Here is a 15,284-nt window from a genome sequence, read left to right as displayed (position 1 = left end):
CCTCGGTTTCGTGCGGCACCGGCCGTGACCCGGGATGACGGCCGGTGCCAGGATGCCGGTATGACGATCATCATCAAGGGAGCCAACGCCCCTTTGCCCGGCGGGCCGTTCCGCATCACCGTGGCCCGGAAGGCCCGGCCGGGCGCCCCCCTGGTGGCCGTTGCGGCGGTGCTGCTCGACGCGACGGACCGGGTGCGCGGGGAAGCCGACGTGGTTCGGGGTGATCGTCCCCGGCACCCCTCGGGCGCCGTACGGCACCTGGGCGGGGCGGCGGAGGGCGGCCTCCTCGTACAGCGGCTTGAGGTGGACGAGCAGGCGGTGGAGCCCGCAGTGCAGCGGGTGCTGATCGCCGTCCTCGCCGCGGGCGGGGTGATCGGCGCGGTCGCCGGACTGTCCGTGGAGGTGGCCGGCGGCGAGGGCCCGCCGGTCGCGCGGTACGAGGTCGCGGACGCCGGCGAGGAGACCGCGCTGGTACTCGGCGAGTGTTATCGCCGGAACGGAGCCTGGCGTTTCCGCGCCGTGGGCCAGGGCTACAGCGCCGGGCCGGTCGCGCTCGCCGCCGACTACGGCATCCCCTTGGGCGCCCTGCCGGCCGTACCGGTGCCGGGGCCGGCGATGACCGAGGTCCACAGGGAGGCCGCCCCGCTCCCGGGGCTGCCCCCGGCCCCGTCGGTTCCGGGCTCCGGTCCGGGGGACGCCCGGGCGCGCCGTCTGACGAAGGCACCGGCATCACACGACCACCGGACGCCGGTGAAGGCTGAGGGGGACCGCGTCCTGCCCCCGGGCCCCGGCGTCTACGAGGGCAGCGGCAAGCAGGAGCTGACCGTGGTGAACCCGGAGCCCGGCCGACCGGCGCTCGTGGAGTACGAGCGGGTCCACGCGCCCCGCCCTCACAGCTGGCTCTACATCTGGCGGCTCGACGAGAACGGCGAGTTGGACGAGCTGAGCGTCTTCTCGACCACGAGGGGCGCCCGCGGACGACTGCTCGCGTTCGCCAAGGGCGAGCCGGACGTACGGCTGAAGGTCGAGGCCTCCGGCGACTGGCGACTCCGGGTGCGTCCGATCGAAACGGCTCAGGCCCTGGTCACCCACGCCGAGGGGCGAGGCCAGACGGTACTGCGGTACGCGGGCCCGCCCGCCCTCGTCAGGGCCACGTGCGAGGCCGCCGAGGACATCAGGAGTCATGTCCACACCGTCCAGCCGGACGGCACCCGCGACCGGGTCGGAGAGATCGGCACCCGGCTGCCCATGACCGGCCCGCTCGCCGTGGGGCGCGAGGGCTGGAGCCATGTGATCGTGAAACTGGACCACGCGGCCTCGTGGAAGCTGGAGGTGCTGCCCCTGGACGAGGCCCGCCGGCTGGACCGGAAGCTGTCCGGCCACGGCTGGGAGCTCCTCGAGATGACCGGTTCCCCCGCGAAGGTGCAGGTCCGCCTCGATCGCGGGGCGGAGTCCGACTCGATCGTGCTGGCCACGATGGACGCGTGTCTGCGTCCCGAGCGGCAACTGTGCGCGAAGGCCGGGGTGTACCTCGTCCCGCCCGGCCTGATCGGTGTCCGTACCTCCGAGAAGTGGAGCTTGAAGGTGCGCCGTTGAGCGGTCGCCCACGGGGCTCGGGTCGTGCGCGACCGCGTCTGGACTTTCGGGTCACTTCTTGGATCTTCGCAGCTTCTTCTTGAGCCGGCTCACCGACGACGTCAGGGTGGACGTCATGAGACTGGAATCCACCCTCGTGAACGTTCGGCACTGGGCGGTCCCCCCGGCCGCCCTGTCGCTCGACGGCGACGTGCTGACGGTGGAGGCGGGGGCCGGTACGGATGTCTTCACCAACCCCCTGACCGGTGAGGTCAGGGATGACGCGGCTCGCGCCTTCCTGGTCCCCCCGGACGGCGACTGGCAGTTCTCCGCCCGGCTCCGGGTGGACTTCCGAGCGGCGTGGGACGCCGGTGCCGTGGTCGTCCGGTCGGCCGAGGACGTCTGGGCCAAGCTCAACTTCGAGCGGTCGCCCGACGGCGTGCCCACCGTGTACTCCGTCGTCACGAGGGGACTCTCGGACGACGCGGTGGGGTGGCCCCTCGACTCTCCCGCGGTGTGGCTGCGCATCAGCCGTGTCGACGGCGGCTTCGCCTTCCACGTGTCGTTCGACGGTCGCTCCTGGCGTCTGGCACGCCAGTTCAGTCTGGGGCCGGTGACCGATGTCCGCGTCGGCATCGAGGTCCAGTCCCCGGTCGGGAACGGGTGCACCGTCCGGTTCGACCGGATGGAGCTGACGCCCTCGCGCCTGGAGCACCTTTTCGACGGGCGCTGACGGGCGCTGACGGGCCCCTGGCCGGGCTGGAGCGGTCGGCCGGGGGGCGAGGGAGGGGTCCTTCCCCGTAAGGAAGGACCCCTCTCCCTGTTCTACGGCGGTGCCGTGCGGCTCCAGGGGGCCGCCCGGCGGCGTCGCCACCGCGTGCTCGTACGTCGGCGAAGTCCACAACCGCACCCGTGGCACCGAGTGGCGTTCCCACTCGTGCCTTGCTCCAAGGGCCCTCTCATCCGCGATGGAGGGACCCACAGATTTGTTGCAGATGAGAGCCCAGGCGGCCTACGGTGTCGCACATGCAGTCCTCCACCACCGGACAGGCCTCCCCTCCCCGCCCATGAGGCCGTGCGGAGCCGGGGCCGGAAGTCGGCATGCGGGCCACTGCCCGCGTGAATCGACCGGCGTACACACCCCTCGCACCGGACCACCCGCACGCGATGCCGCAGGACCCCCTCGGCCGCCGGCGCGACCGGCCTCTCACCGCGCATTCCTTTCGTCCCCAGGAGATCAGACGCTCATGTCCCTCACCGTCACGCCCACCGGACGCCGTACGGCCGTCGCCGTCCTCATCGCCGCGCTGCTCGTGCCGCTCGCGGCCTGTTCGTCGAGCGACGACGCCCCGAAGGACACCGCCGGTTCGACGGCGTCCGGCTCGGCGAGCGCCGCGCCGAAGGCGAACCTCACCGTCCTCGCCGCCGCGTCCTTGACGGACGTGTTCAAGACGGCCGGCGCCGCCTACGAGAAGTCCCACCCGGGTACGAAGCTCACCTTCTCCTTCGCCGGCTCGCAGGAGCTCGTCGCCCAGGTCTCGCAGGGCTCCCCCGCCGACGTCCTGGTCACCGCCGACACCAAGAGCATGGACAAGGTGAAGGCCGACACCGGCACTCCCGCGGTCATCGCGAAGAACCGGCTCGTCATCGCCACCGCCCGGGGCAACCCCTTCAAGGTGGACGAACTCGAGGATCTCGCGGACACCAGGATCAAGGTCGTCCTCGCCGCCCCCGAGGTGCCGGCCGGCAAGTACAGCGAGAAGGTCCTCGACGCCCAGAAGATCACCGTGAAGCCGGTCTCCCAGGAGCCGAACGTCCGCGCGGTGCTCAGCAAGGTCGAGCTCGGCGAGGCCGACGCGGGGCTCGTCTACAAGACGGACGCCGAGAGCGCCGGGGACAAGGTCGACGCCGTCGAGATCCCGGACGCCCAGAACGCCATCGCGCAGTACCCGGCCGCCACGCTGAAGGACTCGAAGAACGCCGGGGCCGCCGCTGCGTTCGTGGCCTGGCTCTCCTCGCCCGAGGGGCAGAAGATCCTTCGGGACGCCGGTTTCCAGAAGCCGTAGCGGATCCTGGGGCGGTCGGCCACGAGGGACTGTCCGGACCGGGGGAACGGACAGCCGCTCGTCCTCAAGTCTTCTTCCTCACAGCGGGGTCACTCGATGAAACACTCACGCACGCGCAGGCCCGGAGCACGGCCGCCGCTGGCGCTCGCCCTGCCCGCGCTGCTGGCCGTGGCGTTCCTGACGCTGCCCCTGGCCGGCGTTCTCGTCCGGACCGAGTGGGGCGAGCTGGCCGGTCATCTGAGCGCGCCGGGCACGGTCGAGGCACTGCAGCTCTCGCTGCTCGTCTCCTTCTGGGCGCTCGGGCTCTCGCTGCTGCTCGGGGTTCCGCTGGCGTGGTTGCTCGCGCGGGTGTCCTTCCCCGGCAAGGCGCTCGTCCGCTCGCTCGCGCTGTTGCCGATGGTCCTGCCGCCCACCGTCGGCGGTGTCGCGCTGCTCCTCGCCTTCGGCCGCCGGGGCCTGCTCGGGCCGTGGCTGGAGTCGACGTTCGGCATCACCTTCCCGTTCCACACCTCCGGCGCCGTCCTCGCGGCGACCTTCGTCGCCATGCCGTTCCTGGTCATCAGCCTGGAGGGCGCGCTCGGCGGTCTCCGGCCTCGGTACGAGGAGACGGCGGCCTCGCTCGGCGCCTCACCGGTCCGGGTCTTCTTCACCGTCACGCTGCCCATGGTGGCGCCCGGTGTCGTCGCCGGCGCCGCCCTGACCTGGGCACGGGCGCTGGGCGAGTTCGGCGCGACCATCACCTTCGCCGGGAATCTGCCCGGCACCACCCAGACCCTCCCCCTCCAGGTCTACCTCCTGCTCCAGGACGAACCGGAGGCGGCCACCTCCGTCTCCCTGCTGCTGCTCGCCATCGCCATGGGTGTACTCGTCGCCCTGCGCGGGCGGTGGACCGGCGCCCCGGTGGAGCGCAGGCCCCGGCCCGCGCCCGGCCCCGGCCCGGCCGCCGCGGAGGACCCGGACCTCGAAGAGCCCGCGTCCGGCTCCCCCACGGCTGACGAGTCCGGGGAGCGCTGGGCCCTGCACGCCGAGGTCACCGGGTTCACCCGCCTCACCCTCGACGCCGAGCCGGGCACCACGATCGCCGTCGTCGGTCCCAACGGCGCCGGCAAGACCACGCTCCTCCGGGCCCTCCTCGGCCTCACCCCCCGGGCCCACGCGGCCCTCACGCTCGGGGGCGCCGACGTCACCGCCCTGCCCCCGCACCGGCGTCGCGTCGCCTGGGTGCCGCAGGACGGCGCCCTGTTCCCGCACATGACAGCGCTCGCCAACACCGCCTACGGTCTGCGCGCCCAAGGCGTCGCCCGTACGGAGGCCCGGCGGGAGGCGCAGGGCTGGCTCGACCGGCTCGGCGTCGGCCACCTCGGCCACCGCCGCCCCGGCCAGTTGTCCGGCGGGCAGGCCCAACGGGTCGCCCTGGCCCGCGCCCTCGCCGCCCGGCCGCGGCTCCTCGTCCTCGACGAGCCGCTCGCCGCCCTCGACCAGACGACCCGCGGCCACGTACGCCACACCCTGCGCACCCACCTCGCGCGCTTCGGCGGTGTCTGCCTCATCGTCACCCATGACCCCGTCGAAGCCGTCTCCCTCGCCGACCGCGTCCTCGTCCTCGACGAGGGCCGCGTACTCCAGTACGACAGCCCCGCCGAGGTCACCCGCCACCCCCGCTCCCCCTGGGTCGCCCGGATGCTCGGCCGCAACGCCTGGCCCGGCACCGCCACCCCCGAAGGCCTCGCCCTGGAGGACGGCGCCACGCTGGTCGCGGCCGATCCACCACCCGCCGGCACCCCGGCGCTGGCGATCGTCGCGCCCGAGGCGGTGTCCGTCCACCGCGAGAAGCCGGGCGGCAGCCCCCGTAACGTCTGGCCCGGCACCGTACGCGAGATCACCGCGAGCGGCAGCCGGCTGCGGGTCCTCGTCACCTCCGACGTCGCGCCCGACCTCGTCGCCGAGATCACCCCGCAGGCCGCCGCCGAGCTGGGCCTCGCCGAGGGGGTGGCCGTCTGGACGAGCGTCAAGGCGACCGAGGCGACGGTCGTGCCGCTCTGACACCCCTACTCCCCCGTGCGGGTGTTTCAGCGGCCGAAGGTGTCGATGTTGTCGACGAGCCAGCGTCCGTCGCGGCGCACGACGTCCAGGGTGAACATGGCGCCCGCGTAGACACCCTGGTCCTGGGCCTTCGGTTTCTGCTTCCCCGTGCCGGGCTTGGCGGTTCCGGCCGTGCTGACGCTGCTCTGGTCGGCGTAGACCAGGACCCGGGCGCGGTCCCCGTCGATCCTCTCCACCGCGCTGTCGGTGACCGTCGTGGTGATCACCGTCTTCTGCCGGGCCGCCTGGGCGAGCACCCCGCCGAACAGCGTCCGGTGCTGTTCCACGGCCTTGCCGGTGAGGAGGGTCTTTCCGGCCCGTTCGAAGGGGCCCGTGTCGGCGTGGTCGTACGAGAAGAGCGCGGCGACGGCCGCGGCGGTCTGCCCCTTGATCTCGCTGGTACGGGCCAGATCCGTGAGGGCCGTGTTTCCGCGCGCGGGGTCGTCCCGCAGTTCTCCCGCCCTGCTGTGCGCCCATCCGGCGAAAGCACCGAGGAGGAGGGTCAGGACGCAGAGGACCACCAGGGGGGCGAGGCGGCGCGCCCCGTCCTTCGCGGCCCGCGTCGAGGTGGTCGCCTCCGGGCGGTCGGGGGTGGTCTCTTCCCGGGGTGTTCCCGCCGTTCCTCGTGGGGGCTTCACCGCCGGTCGCTGCCGGGGCCTGGTGCCGGGTTCGGGCAGGAGGGCGACGGGCGAGTGGGCCCTGGACGCGGGGGTCGGCTGGTCGGCGAGGGCCTGGCGGCGGCGCTGGCGGTTGACGTGGTGACGGGGCGTCGGCATCGTGCGTGTCCTTTCGGGTGCTGGCGGCTCTCGCGTACGGGACGGTCCGGTCAACCGGTCGCCGTGCCGCCCACGGGGGCCTGCCCCAGACCACTGAGCTTCCACTGGCCGTCGGTGCGGGTGAGTTCGCCCAGCATGCGGCTGTCCTTCTCCGTGCTCTTGCTGTCGGGCGTGGTGACGGTGACGCGCAGCGCGACGAGCAGCCGGGCCCGCCCCGCCCGCTCGTCGAGCTCGGTGACGGCGCCGGACAGCACCCGGGCCGTGGTCACCGTCTTCGCCGTCTTCACCTGGCTGGTGAACTCGGCGCGGCCGTCGACGAGTTGCTGGTGCAGCTCGCCGGTCGTCGAGGTCTCCCAGAGGTCGAGGCCCTGGTCCACGCGCCGGTGGTCGAGCGTATTGAGGTTCTGCACGGCCTGCTCCCCCGCGGCGAGCGCCCGGTCGCGCTGCACCGCGTACGCCGCGGAGTCGTCGTGGGCCGCGGCGTACCAGCTCCGGCCCTCCCAGGCCGCGAAGCCGCCCGCGGCCAGGGTGAGCACGAGGGCCACGGCCAGGGCCGGCCGGTTTGCCGCCGAGGCGCGGGCCTGGCGTGTCATGGGGTTCTCCCGTCTCCCGCTCATCGTCAGCGGGCCTTGATGTCGACGATCAGCCACCGGTCTCCCTCGTACTTCGCGGTGACGGTGAGCTGAGCCGCGGCGGACGTGGCGGCGGCCTTGCCGCGCCGCGAGGTCTGGTCGAGGAACACGAGGAGGCGCGCGCTGTTCCCGTCGAGTTCGATCACGCCGGTGCGGACGGCCTGGGTGGAGAGCGTGATGCGCTGGTCGACCAGGTTCGCGCGGACCTGGGCCAGGAGCCCGCCGTACTGGCGGGCGGCGCGCCCCGCCAGGACGGTGCGGGCGGAGCGTTCCGCGGCGCCGGTGTCGGCGGCTGTGTAGGAGAAGACGCGGGCGAGGCCTTCGGCGACGTCTCCGCTGACGCGGGTGGTGGTCCCGGCGTCGGTGAGCGCGTGGTTGCGCGCCGAGGGGGCCGACCGGAGGTCGTGGGCGGCGTGGAAGAAGCCGCTCCCGCCGGCGAGAAGGGCGAGGAGGAGGACGGTGAGGGCGGCGGCCGGGGCGCCCCTTCGCCACCCGGTGGGGACACGGCGACCGCTCGGCTCGTCCGTGGTTCCGCGGTCTTCTCCGTCCGTGGCCGCCGACGGATCCTCGTCGGTGCTTTCTCCGTCCGTGGCCGCCGACGCGTCCTCGTGTCGCTTCCCTCCGTCCGTGGCCTCCGCCGCTTCCCGGTGGTCCTCCGCGGTCGCGTCCGGTGCCTCCCGCTCGTCGGTCTCGGCGTCCCTGGCGGTTGTCCTGCGCAGCAGTCGTGTCACTCGTCCCCGCCCTCCTTCCCCGGTTCCGGCTGTCCGACGGGCACCGCGCTCAGTGCCGCGACCCTCCATGTGTTCTCGCCCGTGCGGGTCAGGACGGCCTCCAGGCGCTTGCGGTCGGTGGTCGCGGTGGCGGCTCCGCGCGGGGTGACGTCGACGCGTACGGTCGCGATGAGTTTCGCCGTACCGGCTCTCGCGTCCAGTGCGGTGAGCGCCGCCTCCGTGACCGTGGCGCGTGCCGAGGCGCCCACCGTGGGCTCGGTGCGGCCGAGTTCGGTGCGGAGGGGTCCGGTGGAGGCGTCGCGCCAGGCCCGGATGCCCGCTTCGGCGCGTTCGCGGGTCGAGGCGTCGAGCGTGTTCAGGACGGTGATGCGGCTGCGGCCCTCGGCGAGGGCGGTGTCGCGTTCCCGGCCGAAGGCGAGCTGCTCGTCGGAGCGGGCCTGGGCGTAGGTCCAGGCGCCGGTCCCGCAGAAGCCCAGGGCGGCGACGAGGGCGCCGATGCCCACCGCTTGGGCGCGCCTCATCGCGTACTCCCGGTGTCGAGGCCGAGGAGGCCGGCCATGTCGGTCGGGCCGCCGGTCTGGCCGGGGAGTGCGAGTGCGCCGGGCAGCGCAGGCTGCGCGCCGGTGGTGGTGCGGGCGCTGCCGGAGGGCAGGGAGCCGGGCCGGGCCGGGGTGGGCACGGTGCCGCCCTTGGGGGCGTGCGCGGAGCCACGGACGTTCACCCCGGTGGAGGCCGGTGCCGTGCAGGAGGCGCCGGTGTTGAGGGCGGGCGCGGTGCCCAGGTCGAGGCCGTTGCGGTACCGCGTCCCGCCGTATCCGGTGGTGCAGGGCAGGGGCTTGAAGAAGGTGACGGCCATGCCGAAGTTCACGTGCCCTCCGTCGACGGTGGTGGCTCCGGCCGAGACGGCCGCCGGGAATCTCACGAGGAGTTCCTCTGTGCCGCGCTGGCGGGTGACGGCGATCTCCGAGGTGGTGAGGAGGTTGGCGAGGACGACGCCGAGGCTCGGGTCGAGGTCGCGCAGGAGGCCGCTGACCTGGCCGGCCGCGTCGGGTGTGACGGCGAGGAGACGGCGCAGGTCGGCGTCGGAGCCCTTGAGGGTGGCGGCGAGGTCGCGGGCGCCGGTGGCGAAGTCGCGGATGGCGCGGCTCTCGTCGGCCTGGGTGCGCAGGACGACTTCGCCGTCGTTGATGAGCCGGGTCGTGGCCGGCAGGGAGCGGTCGGCGGCCTGGACGAATCTGCTGCCGTTGTCGAGGAGGACCTGGAGGTCGTCGCCGTGTCCCTCGAAGGCCTTGCCGAGTTCGTCGACGACGGTGCGCAGGGAGTCGAGAGGGACGGAGCGGGTGAGGTCGTTCATGCTCGCGAGCACGTCGGTGACGGGCGCCGGCACCTCGGTGTCGGGCTGTTCGATGCGGGAGCCGTCGGCGAGGAAGGGTCCGCCGTCGCTCTCGGGGCGCAGGTCGATGTACTGCTCGCCCACGGCGGAGAGTCCGGCGACGACGGCCCGGGCGTCGGCGGGGATGCGAGGTGCGGACTTCTTGATGCGCAGCTCGGCCACGACTCCGTCGGCGGTGAGGTCGATGGCGCCGACGCGGCCCACGGAGACGCCCCGGTAGGTGACGTCGGAGTGGGTGAACAGCCCTCCCGTACGGGCGAGATGGACGCGGACGGTGTAGTGGTCGGCGACGCCGGCGTAGCGGCCGAGGTCGGCGTAGCGGACGCCGACGAAGCCGAGGACGAGTACGGCGATGACGAGGAACGCGAGGTTCTTCAGCCGTACGGTGCGGGTGATCACCGCTTCTCGCCTCCGTCCTTGGGTGTGGTGGCGGGCGCCGGCGGGGTGCCTGTCGAGACCGGGGGCAGCGGCAGCGCGGACCGCGGGCTCCGGGTGCGGCCGTTCGTCTGCGCGTCGCCGCGGGAGGTGGAGGCCGGGGCCGTCGGGGCGGGGGTCGGGGTGGGTTCGGTCTTGGGGATGAGCGGCGGGATGAGTTCGGTGCCCGGGACGGCGGCGAGGTGGAGGTAGGTGTTGAGGTAGTCGCCCTTGATGCCGCGCATCACCTCGTCGGTGAAGGGATACGTGAGGAGCACCTGGAGCGATTCGGGCAGGTCTGCGCCGGCGTCGGCGAGTGCGGTCAGGGTCGGCGCGAGGGCCTTCAGGTCGGCGACCATGTCCTTCTTGCTCGCGTCGATGGTGCTGACGGCGACGCCGGACAGGGTGTCCAGGGCGCGCAGCATGGTCAGCAGGGAGCCCCGCTGGTTCTCGAGTGTCCTCAGGCCGGGCGAGAGGCCGGTGAGGGCGGTGTCGACGTCCTTCTTGCGTCCGGCGAGGGTGGCGGAGAGCCGGTTGACTCCGTCGAGGGCGCGGGTGATGTCGCCGCGGTGCGCGTCCAGGTTCGTCACCAGGGTGTTGACGCGGTTCAGCATGGAGCGGACCTCGGGTTCGCGTCCGCCGAGTGCCGCGTCGAGTTCCCGGGTGATGGTCTTGAGCTGGTTGACGCCGCCGCCGTTGAGGAGGAGGGACAGGGCGCCGAACACCTCCTCGACCTCCGTGTTCCGGTTGGTGCGCGTCCGGGGGATGACGCTGCCGTCGGTGAGGCGGCCGCCGCTGTCCTTCCGTGGGGCGACGAGCTGGATGTACTTCTCGCCCAGGAGGCTCGACTGTTCGAGGCGGGCGCCGGCGTCGGCGGGGAGCCGGACGTCGCCGTTGATCTCGAGGGTGACGCGGGCGGACCAGTTGTCGGTCCCCAGGTCGATGGCGGTGACGCGGCCGACGGCGACGTCGTTGACCTTGACCGCGGACTGCGGCACGAGACTGAGGACGTCGTCGAGTTCGGCGGTGACCGTGTACGAGTGGGAGCCGAGGTCGGCGCCGCCTGGCAGCGGGAGGTCCTCGATGCCGTCGAACCGGACGGGGTCGGCGGGGACCGCGCCGAGGACGACGGCCAGGCCGAGGCCGAGGGCGACCGCTCCGGCGGCTCCGGCGCCGACGGCCTTGCGGGACGGCAGGGTGTCTCGTTTCACCGCTCCCCCTCTCGGGTGCTTGCCGAGGGGGTGCCGGTCCCCGGCGTTCCGGTGCCCGCGGAGCCGCCGGTCACCGGCAGCGGGAGCAGCGGGCCGCCCATGCTGATCTCGTTGAGGTTGGCGCGGCCGTCGAGGGTGCGGGTGTCCTTGTTGTACGCGTTGACGACGTTGCCGGCGGCGAGCGGGGCGACGTCGAGCGCCTCCGCGAGGGAGGCCCGCTGGTCGACGAGGGTCTGGGTGAGGGGCACCAGTCGGTCGATGTTCTTCTTCAGCTCGCCGCGATTGTCCTTGATGAACGTCTTGACCTGGGCGAGGGCCTTGCCGAGTTCCTTGAGGGCGCCGGCGAGGTCGTCCTTGTTCTCGGCGAAGTAGCCGACGACCTCGTCCAGGCGTTCCTGTGCGGTGCGGACGTCGCCGTCCTTCTTCTTGAGCATCGTGGTGAAGGTCTGGAGCTGGCCGAGGCTGGTGAAGAGGTCGTGGCTGCTGCCGTCGAGGGTTCTGGCGGCCTTGCCGAACTCTTCGATGGAGGTGCCGATGGCCGTGCCGTTGCCTTTGAGGTTCTTCGCTCCGGTGTCCAGGAGTTCGGAGAGGGCTCCGGCGGAGTTGGCGCCGTCGGGGCCGAGTGCCTCGCTCAGTTCGGTGATCGAGTCGTAGAGCTGGTCGATCTCGACGGGGGTGCGGTTGCGGGAGGCGGGCAGTTGGGCGCCGTCGGCGAGGGCGGGGCCGGTGCGGTAGGCGGGGGTGAGCTGGACGTACCGGTCGGCGACGATGCTCGGGGCGACGACGAGGGCCCGCGCGTCGGCGGGGACGCGTACGCCTTCGTCGAGGCGGAGCTCGACGCGGACCCTGGTGCCCTGCGGCTCCACGGACTCCACCTCTCCCACCCGGACGCCGAGGACGCGCAGGTCGGATCCCGCGTAGATGCCGACCGCCCGGTCGAACCAGGCGGTGACGCGGATGCCGTCGTCGTCGAGGGCGCCGGCGGCGACGAGGCCGCAGGCCGCGAGCACCGTGAGGGCGAGCCCGGTGACGAGGGGCTTTCTGGGCTTGGTCATCGTTCACCGCTCCCCTTGGCCGTCGCCGTCTGTTTCGGCGGGAGGCATCCGGTCTTGGGCTGCGAGGCCTCGGGCAGATAGGTGCGGGGCACCACTCCGCACAGGTAGCTGTCGAACCAGCGGCCGCTGCCGAGGGTGTTGCCGACGAGCCGGTAGTACGGGCCGATGAGCGCGAGTGTCTTGTCGAGCTGGCCGCTGTTCTTCTCTAGGACGCCGGTGACGCGGCTGAGGGCCTTCAGGGTGGGTCCGAGCTGCCGGTCGTTGTCGCCGACGAGGCCGCTGAGCTCGGTGCCCAGGTCGCGGCTGCCCTTGAGCAGGGCGCGGATGGCCTCGCGGCGTTTCTTCAGCTCGCCGAGCAGCGAGCCGCCGTCCTCCAGGAGGATCTCGAAGCTGGACTTCTTGTCCGCCAGGGTCTTGGTGAACTTCCTGCTGTTCTCCAGGAGCCTGGCGAGCTGGGTGTCGCGCTTGGAGACGGACTTCGACAGTTCGGAGAGGCCGGTGGCGGCGTTGCGTACGTGCGGCGGCGAGTTCTTGAAGGTGTCGGAGATCGTCCGGAAGCTCTCGGCCAGCTTCTGGGTGTCGAGGTCGTCGACGGTGCCGCTGAGGTCCTGGAAGGCCTGCGTCACGTCGTACGGGGAGGTGGTGCGGGACCGCGGGATGCGGGTGCCGGGGTCCTGGGGGGCGGAGCCCAGCGGGTCGAGCGCGAGGTACTTCTCGCCGAGGAGGGTCTTGATGGCGATGGCGGCGGTGGACCGGTCGCCGATCCAGGCGTCGCCGACCTCGAACGTCACCTTGACCTTCGGACCGTCGAGGGCGACCTCGGTGACCTTGCCGACCTTGACGCCGGCGATGCGGACCTCGTCCCCGGCGTCGAGCCCCGCGGCCTCGGTGAAGTCTGCGCTGTAGGCGGTGTCGCCGCCCACGAGCGGGAGCCGTTCCACGTTGTACGCGAGGACGGCCAGGACGGCCAGGACGACAAGGCCGACCAGGGCCACGGCGACGGGACTGCGCTCCTTGAGCGGCTTGGTCCGGGCGCGGGGGCTCATCCGCGGCACCTCGTCTCGGTCACGGCGATGCCGGTCGGCGGCTTGGAGCCGTCGGAGGTTCCCACGCCGCTCACACGCGCCTCGCAGAGATAGAGGTTGAACCACGACCCGTACGAGGACAGTCGCGCCAGGGCCGACATCTTGCCGGGGGTGTGGGCGAGGAAGGACTCGATGGCGGGGGTGTGGTCGCCGAGGGTGCCCGAGAGCCGGCCCAGCTCGCGGATGTCCTTCTTGAGAGGGGCGCGCCCCTCCTGGAGGAGTCCGGCGGTGGTCGTGGTGAGGTCGCCGATGGCCTTCACGGCCTCGCCGAGGGGTTTGCGGTCGGTGTTGAAGCCGGTGACGAGCTTCTGCAGGGTGACGACGAGGTCGTTGAAGCCGGCCTCGCGGTTGTTGAGGGTCGTCAGGACGGTGTTGAGGTGGGTGACGACCTCTCCGATGACCTTGTCCTTGGCGGCGACGGTCCTGGTGAGGGAGCCGATGTGCCGGAGGAGGCTGTCGACGGTACCGCTCTCGCCCTGGAGGACCTGCACGAGGGATCCGGCGAGATCGTTGACGTCGGCTGGCGAGAGTCCCTCGAACAGCGGCTTGAATCCGTTGAACAGCAGGGTCAGGTCGAGCGCCGGTGTGGTGCGGTCGAGCGGGATGGTCTCCCCGGCCTCCAGGGTGCCGGTCAGGTCGCCGGTGCCGCGGCCGAGGGACACGTACCGCTGCCCGACCATGTTGAGGTACTTCACGGCGGCGGTCGCCGACCGGGGCAGGGTGCGGTCCTCGCGGACGGAGAAGGTGACCTGGGCGGTGCGCCGTTGGACGACGCGCACGTCGGTCACCTCGCCCACCTTCACTCCGGCGATGCGCACGGAGTCTCCCTCGACGAGCCCGGTGACGTCGGTGAACAGCGCCTTGTACGTACGGGTGGCGGAGCCGACCCCGGTGTTGGCGATGCTGAAGCCGAGGACGGTGGTGGCAAGGGCGGTGACCAGGACGAACGCGAGGGACTTCAGCACGGTCCCGGTCAGGCCGCGCCGTCGTGTGTGGCTGGGCCGGGTCGTCATCGGAGGGTCACCTCCGCTCCGCGGAACGCGGGGCCGGCGAGGAGGCTGCTCCAGTCCGGCAGGTCACCGGGCCGCTTCTTCGCCGCGGGGGCGAGCAGTTCGTTGACGAGGTCGTTCTCCTGCGGGGAGTTGGCGGGGCCGAGGTCCTGGTCGGCCGCGGCGGACGCCCGGGTGGCGGGCTTGGCGGGGATGCCGAGGTAGGGCACGGGGTAGCAGTGCGGGCCGCCGCCGGAGCCGTACGAGGGCGTGTCACGGCCGGGGACGTACGCGCCGCGGGAGGGGACGGTGGTCACCTCGACGTGCAGTCCGGGCTGGTTCGTGCCCTTGCCGAGCGCCTTGTCCATCGCGGGCACGAACTGGGCGAGGGTGCGCAGGGTGCAGGGGAAGGACGGGGAGTACTCGGCGAGCAGTTCCAGGGTGGGGCGGCTCGTGGCGCTGAGCCGGATGATGTTGGTCCTGTTCTGCCGCAGGAACGCGGTCAGGTCCTGGGCCGTCCCGGTGGTGACGCCGAGGGTGCCGGCCAACTCGCCCTCCTTCTCGGCGAGGGTGCCGCTGGTGGTGGTGAAGTCGGTGAGCGCCGTGAGGATGTCCGGCGCGGCGTCCGCGTAGAGGTGGCTGACCTTCACGAGTTCTTTCAGGTCGCGGGTGAGGGCGGGCAGGTGGGGGTTGAACTCGCGGAGATGGGTGTCGAGTTCGGCGAGGGTCTCGCCGAGCTTGTCGCCGCGCCCCTCCAGGGCGCGGGAGACGGCGGACAGGGTCGCCGAGAGCTTCTGCGGCTGGACGGCGGTGAGCAGCGGCAGGACGTTGTCGAGGACCTGCTGGAGTTCCACGGCGTTGCTGGAGCGGTCCTCGGGGATGACGTCGCCGGGACCCAGCGGCTGTGCCGAGGGGTGCGCGGGTGGTACGAGGGCCACGAACCGCTCGCCGAAGAGGGTGGTGGGCAGCATCTGCGCGCGGACGTCGGAGGGGACGTGGCGCAGGGTGCCCGGGCGCATGGCGAGGGTGAGCCGGGCTCCGCCGTCGGTGGCGTCGATGGCGCGGACCTCACCGATGACGACGCCGCGCAGTTTCACCTCGGCGCCGAGGTGCATCTCGTTGCCGACGCTGCCGGCCTCGACGACGACCGGGTCGGAGTCGGTGAAGCGTTTGTCGTACACGGCGACCGCCAGCGAGGCCAGCAGGACGGGTACCAGGAGGAAGACGACACCGGCGAACCGGCGGCGGAGGGTTTCGGCCGTTGAGTCGCTCATC

General features: G+C 72.5%; 14 protein-coding genes. 4 read left to right on the top strand and 10 right to left on the bottom strand.

The features are described 5' to 3' along the window. Positions 1–60 precede the first annotated feature (60 nt). From ACZ51I_RS14520 to ACZ51I_RS14505, 4 genes are all read left to right on the top strand, one after another. Complete coding sequence (locus ACZ51I_RS14520; RefSeq protein WP_468875407.1) at positions 61–1,596, top strand: TerD family protein; 1,536 nt, start codon at positions 61–63, stop codon at positions 1,594–1,596. A gap of 115 nt (positions 1,597–1,711) precedes the next feature. After that, on the top strand, positions 1,712–2,308 hold the full coding sequence (locus ACZ51I_RS14515) for a DUF1349 domain-containing protein (protein WP_468875404.1): 597 nt from the start codon (positions 1,712–1,714) through the stop codon (positions 2,306–2,308). 514 nt (positions 2,309–2,822) lie between these two features. Continuing rightward, positions 2,823–3,641 carry a molybdate ABC transporter substrate-binding protein gene (modA, locus tag ACZ51I_RS14510; RefSeq protein ID WP_468875401.1) on the top strand — a complete coding sequence of 273 codons (819 nt, stop codon included), beginning with the start codon at positions 2,823–2,825 and terminating at the stop codon, positions 3,639–3,641. Between the two features lie 96 nt (positions 3,642–3,737). Beyond that, a complete protein-coding gene (locus ACZ51I_RS14505) occupies positions 3,738–5,684 on the top strand; it encodes an ABC transporter permease (RefSeq protein ID WP_468875399.1) in 1,947 nt (648 codons plus the stop codon). Between the two features lie 26 nt (positions 5,685–5,710). Here ACZ51I_RS14505 and ACZ51I_RS14500 read toward each other — a convergent pair whose 3' ends face one another. Genes ACZ51I_RS14500 through ACZ51I_RS14455 form a run of 10 tightly spaced genes read right to left on the bottom strand, consistent with a single transcriptional unit; the run spans position 5,711 to position 15,283 of the window. Further along, positions 5,711–6,499: a hypothetical protein gene (locus ACZ51I_RS14500; protein ID WP_468875397.1), complete on the bottom strand. Its 789-nt coding sequence runs from the start codon at positions 6,497–6,499 to the stop codon at positions 5,711–5,713. Between the two features lie 50 nt (positions 6,500–6,549). Further along, a complete protein-coding gene (locus ACZ51I_RS14495; protein WP_468875394.1) occupies positions 6,550–7,092 on the bottom strand; it encodes a nuclear transport factor 2 family protein in 543 nt (180 codons plus the stop codon). A 26-nt stretch (positions 7,093–7,118) separates the two neighbouring features. Next, a complete protein-coding gene (locus tag ACZ51I_RS14490) occupies positions 7,119–7,862 on the bottom strand; it encodes a hypothetical protein (protein WP_468875391.1) in 744 nt (247 codons plus the stop codon). Next, entirely contained in the window at positions 7,859–8,383 is a 525-nt protein-coding gene (locus ACZ51I_RS14485) for a hypothetical protein (protein WP_468875388.1), read from the bottom strand. Before ACZ51I_RS14485 ends, ACZ51I_RS14490 begins: the two co-directional genes overlap by 4 nt. Further along, a complete protein-coding gene (locus ACZ51I_RS14480; RefSeq protein ID WP_468875386.1) occupies positions 8,380–9,654 on the bottom strand; it encodes an MCE family protein in 1,275 nt (424 codons plus the stop codon). Before ACZ51I_RS14480 ends, ACZ51I_RS14485 begins: the two co-directional genes overlap by 4 nt. Beyond that, entirely contained in the window at positions 9,651–10,880 is a 1,230-nt protein-coding gene (locus ACZ51I_RS14475) for an MCE family protein (protein ID WP_468875383.1), read from the bottom strand. Before ACZ51I_RS14475 ends, ACZ51I_RS14480 begins: the two co-directional genes overlap by 4 nt. Next, positions 10,877–11,935, bottom strand: a complete 1,059-nt coding sequence (locus tag ACZ51I_RS14470) for an MCE family protein (RefSeq protein WP_468875380.1) — start codon at positions 11,933–11,935, stop codon at positions 10,877–10,879. The genes ACZ51I_RS14475 and ACZ51I_RS14470 overlap by 4 nt, the downstream gene beginning before the upstream one ends. Continuing rightward, complete coding sequence (locus ACZ51I_RS14465) at positions 11,932–12,981, bottom strand: MCE family protein (protein ID WP_468875378.1); 1,050 nt, start codon at positions 12,979–12,981, stop codon at positions 11,932–11,934. Before ACZ51I_RS14465 ends, ACZ51I_RS14470 begins: the two co-directional genes overlap by 4 nt. After that, the gene (locus tag ACZ51I_RS14460) at positions 12,978–14,033 is read right to left on the bottom strand and encodes an MCE family protein (RefSeq protein ID WP_468875375.1); all 1,056 of its coding nucleotides are present in this window, start codon (positions 14,031–14,033) and stop codon (positions 12,978–12,980) included. Before ACZ51I_RS14460 ends, ACZ51I_RS14465 begins: the two co-directional genes overlap by 4 nt. Continuing rightward, the gene (locus ACZ51I_RS14455) at positions 14,030–15,283 is read right to left on the bottom strand and encodes an MCE family protein (protein ID WP_468875373.1); all 1,254 of its coding nucleotides are present in this window, start codon (positions 15,281–15,283) and stop codon (positions 14,030–14,032) included. The genes ACZ51I_RS14460 and ACZ51I_RS14455 overlap by 4 nt, the downstream gene beginning before the upstream one ends. Between the last annotated feature and the right edge of the window lies 1 nt (position 15,284).

Source organism: Streptomyces sp. NPDC034084, from assembly GCF_055575535.1.
The sequence above is the reverse complement of the archived record's forward strand: the minus strand, read 5'-3'. Positions and strand labels throughout refer to the sequence as shown.

What these genes read in the sequence shown, in the direction of transcription:
- ACZ51I_RS14500 (WP_468875397.1), bottom strand. Translation starts at nt 6,499, where the DNA reads ATGCCGACGCCCCGTCACCACGTCAACCGCCAGCGCCGCCGCCAGGCC.
- ACZ51I_RS14455 (WP_468875373.1), bottom strand. Translation starts at nt 15,283, where the DNA reads ATGAGCGACTCAACGGCCGAAACCCTCCGCCGCCGGTTCGCCGGTGTC.
- ACZ51I_RS14460 (WP_468875375.1), bottom strand. Translation starts at nt 14,033, where the DNA reads ATGACGACCCGGCCCAGCCACACACGACGGCGCGGCCTGACCGGGACC.
- ACZ51I_RS14470 (WP_468875380.1), bottom strand. Translation starts at nt 11,935, where the DNA reads ATGACCAAGCCCAGAAAGCCCCTCGTCACCGGGCTCGCCCTCACGGTG.
- ACZ51I_RS14495 (WP_468875394.1), bottom strand. Translation starts at nt 7,092, where the DNA reads ATGACACGCCAGGCCCGCGCCTCGGCGGCAAACCGGCCGGCCCTGGCC.
- ACZ51I_RS14485 (WP_468875388.1), bottom strand. Translation starts at nt 8,383, where the DNA reads ATGAGGCGCGCCCAAGCGGTGGGCATCGGCGCCCTCGTCGCCGCCCTG.
- modA (WP_468875401.1), top strand. Translation starts at nt 2,823, where the DNA reads ATGTCCCTCACCGTCACGCCCACCGGACGCCGTACGGCCGTCGCCGTC.
- ACZ51I_RS14520 (WP_468875407.1), top strand. Translation starts at nt 61, where the DNA reads ATGACGATCATCATCAAGGGAGCCAACGCCCCTTTGCCCGGCGGGCCG.
- ACZ51I_RS14465 (WP_468875378.1), bottom strand. Translation starts at nt 12,981, where the DNA reads ATGAGCCCCCGCGCCCGGACCAAGCCGCTCAAGGAGCGCAGTCCCGTC.
- ACZ51I_RS14505 (WP_468875399.1), top strand. Translation starts at nt 3,738, where the DNA reads ATGAAACACTCACGCACGCGCAGGCCCGGAGCACGGCCGCCGCTGGCG.
- ACZ51I_RS14515 (WP_468875404.1), top strand. Translation starts at nt 1,712, where the DNA reads ATGAGACTGGAATCCACCCTCGTGAACGTTCGGCACTGGGCGGTCCCC.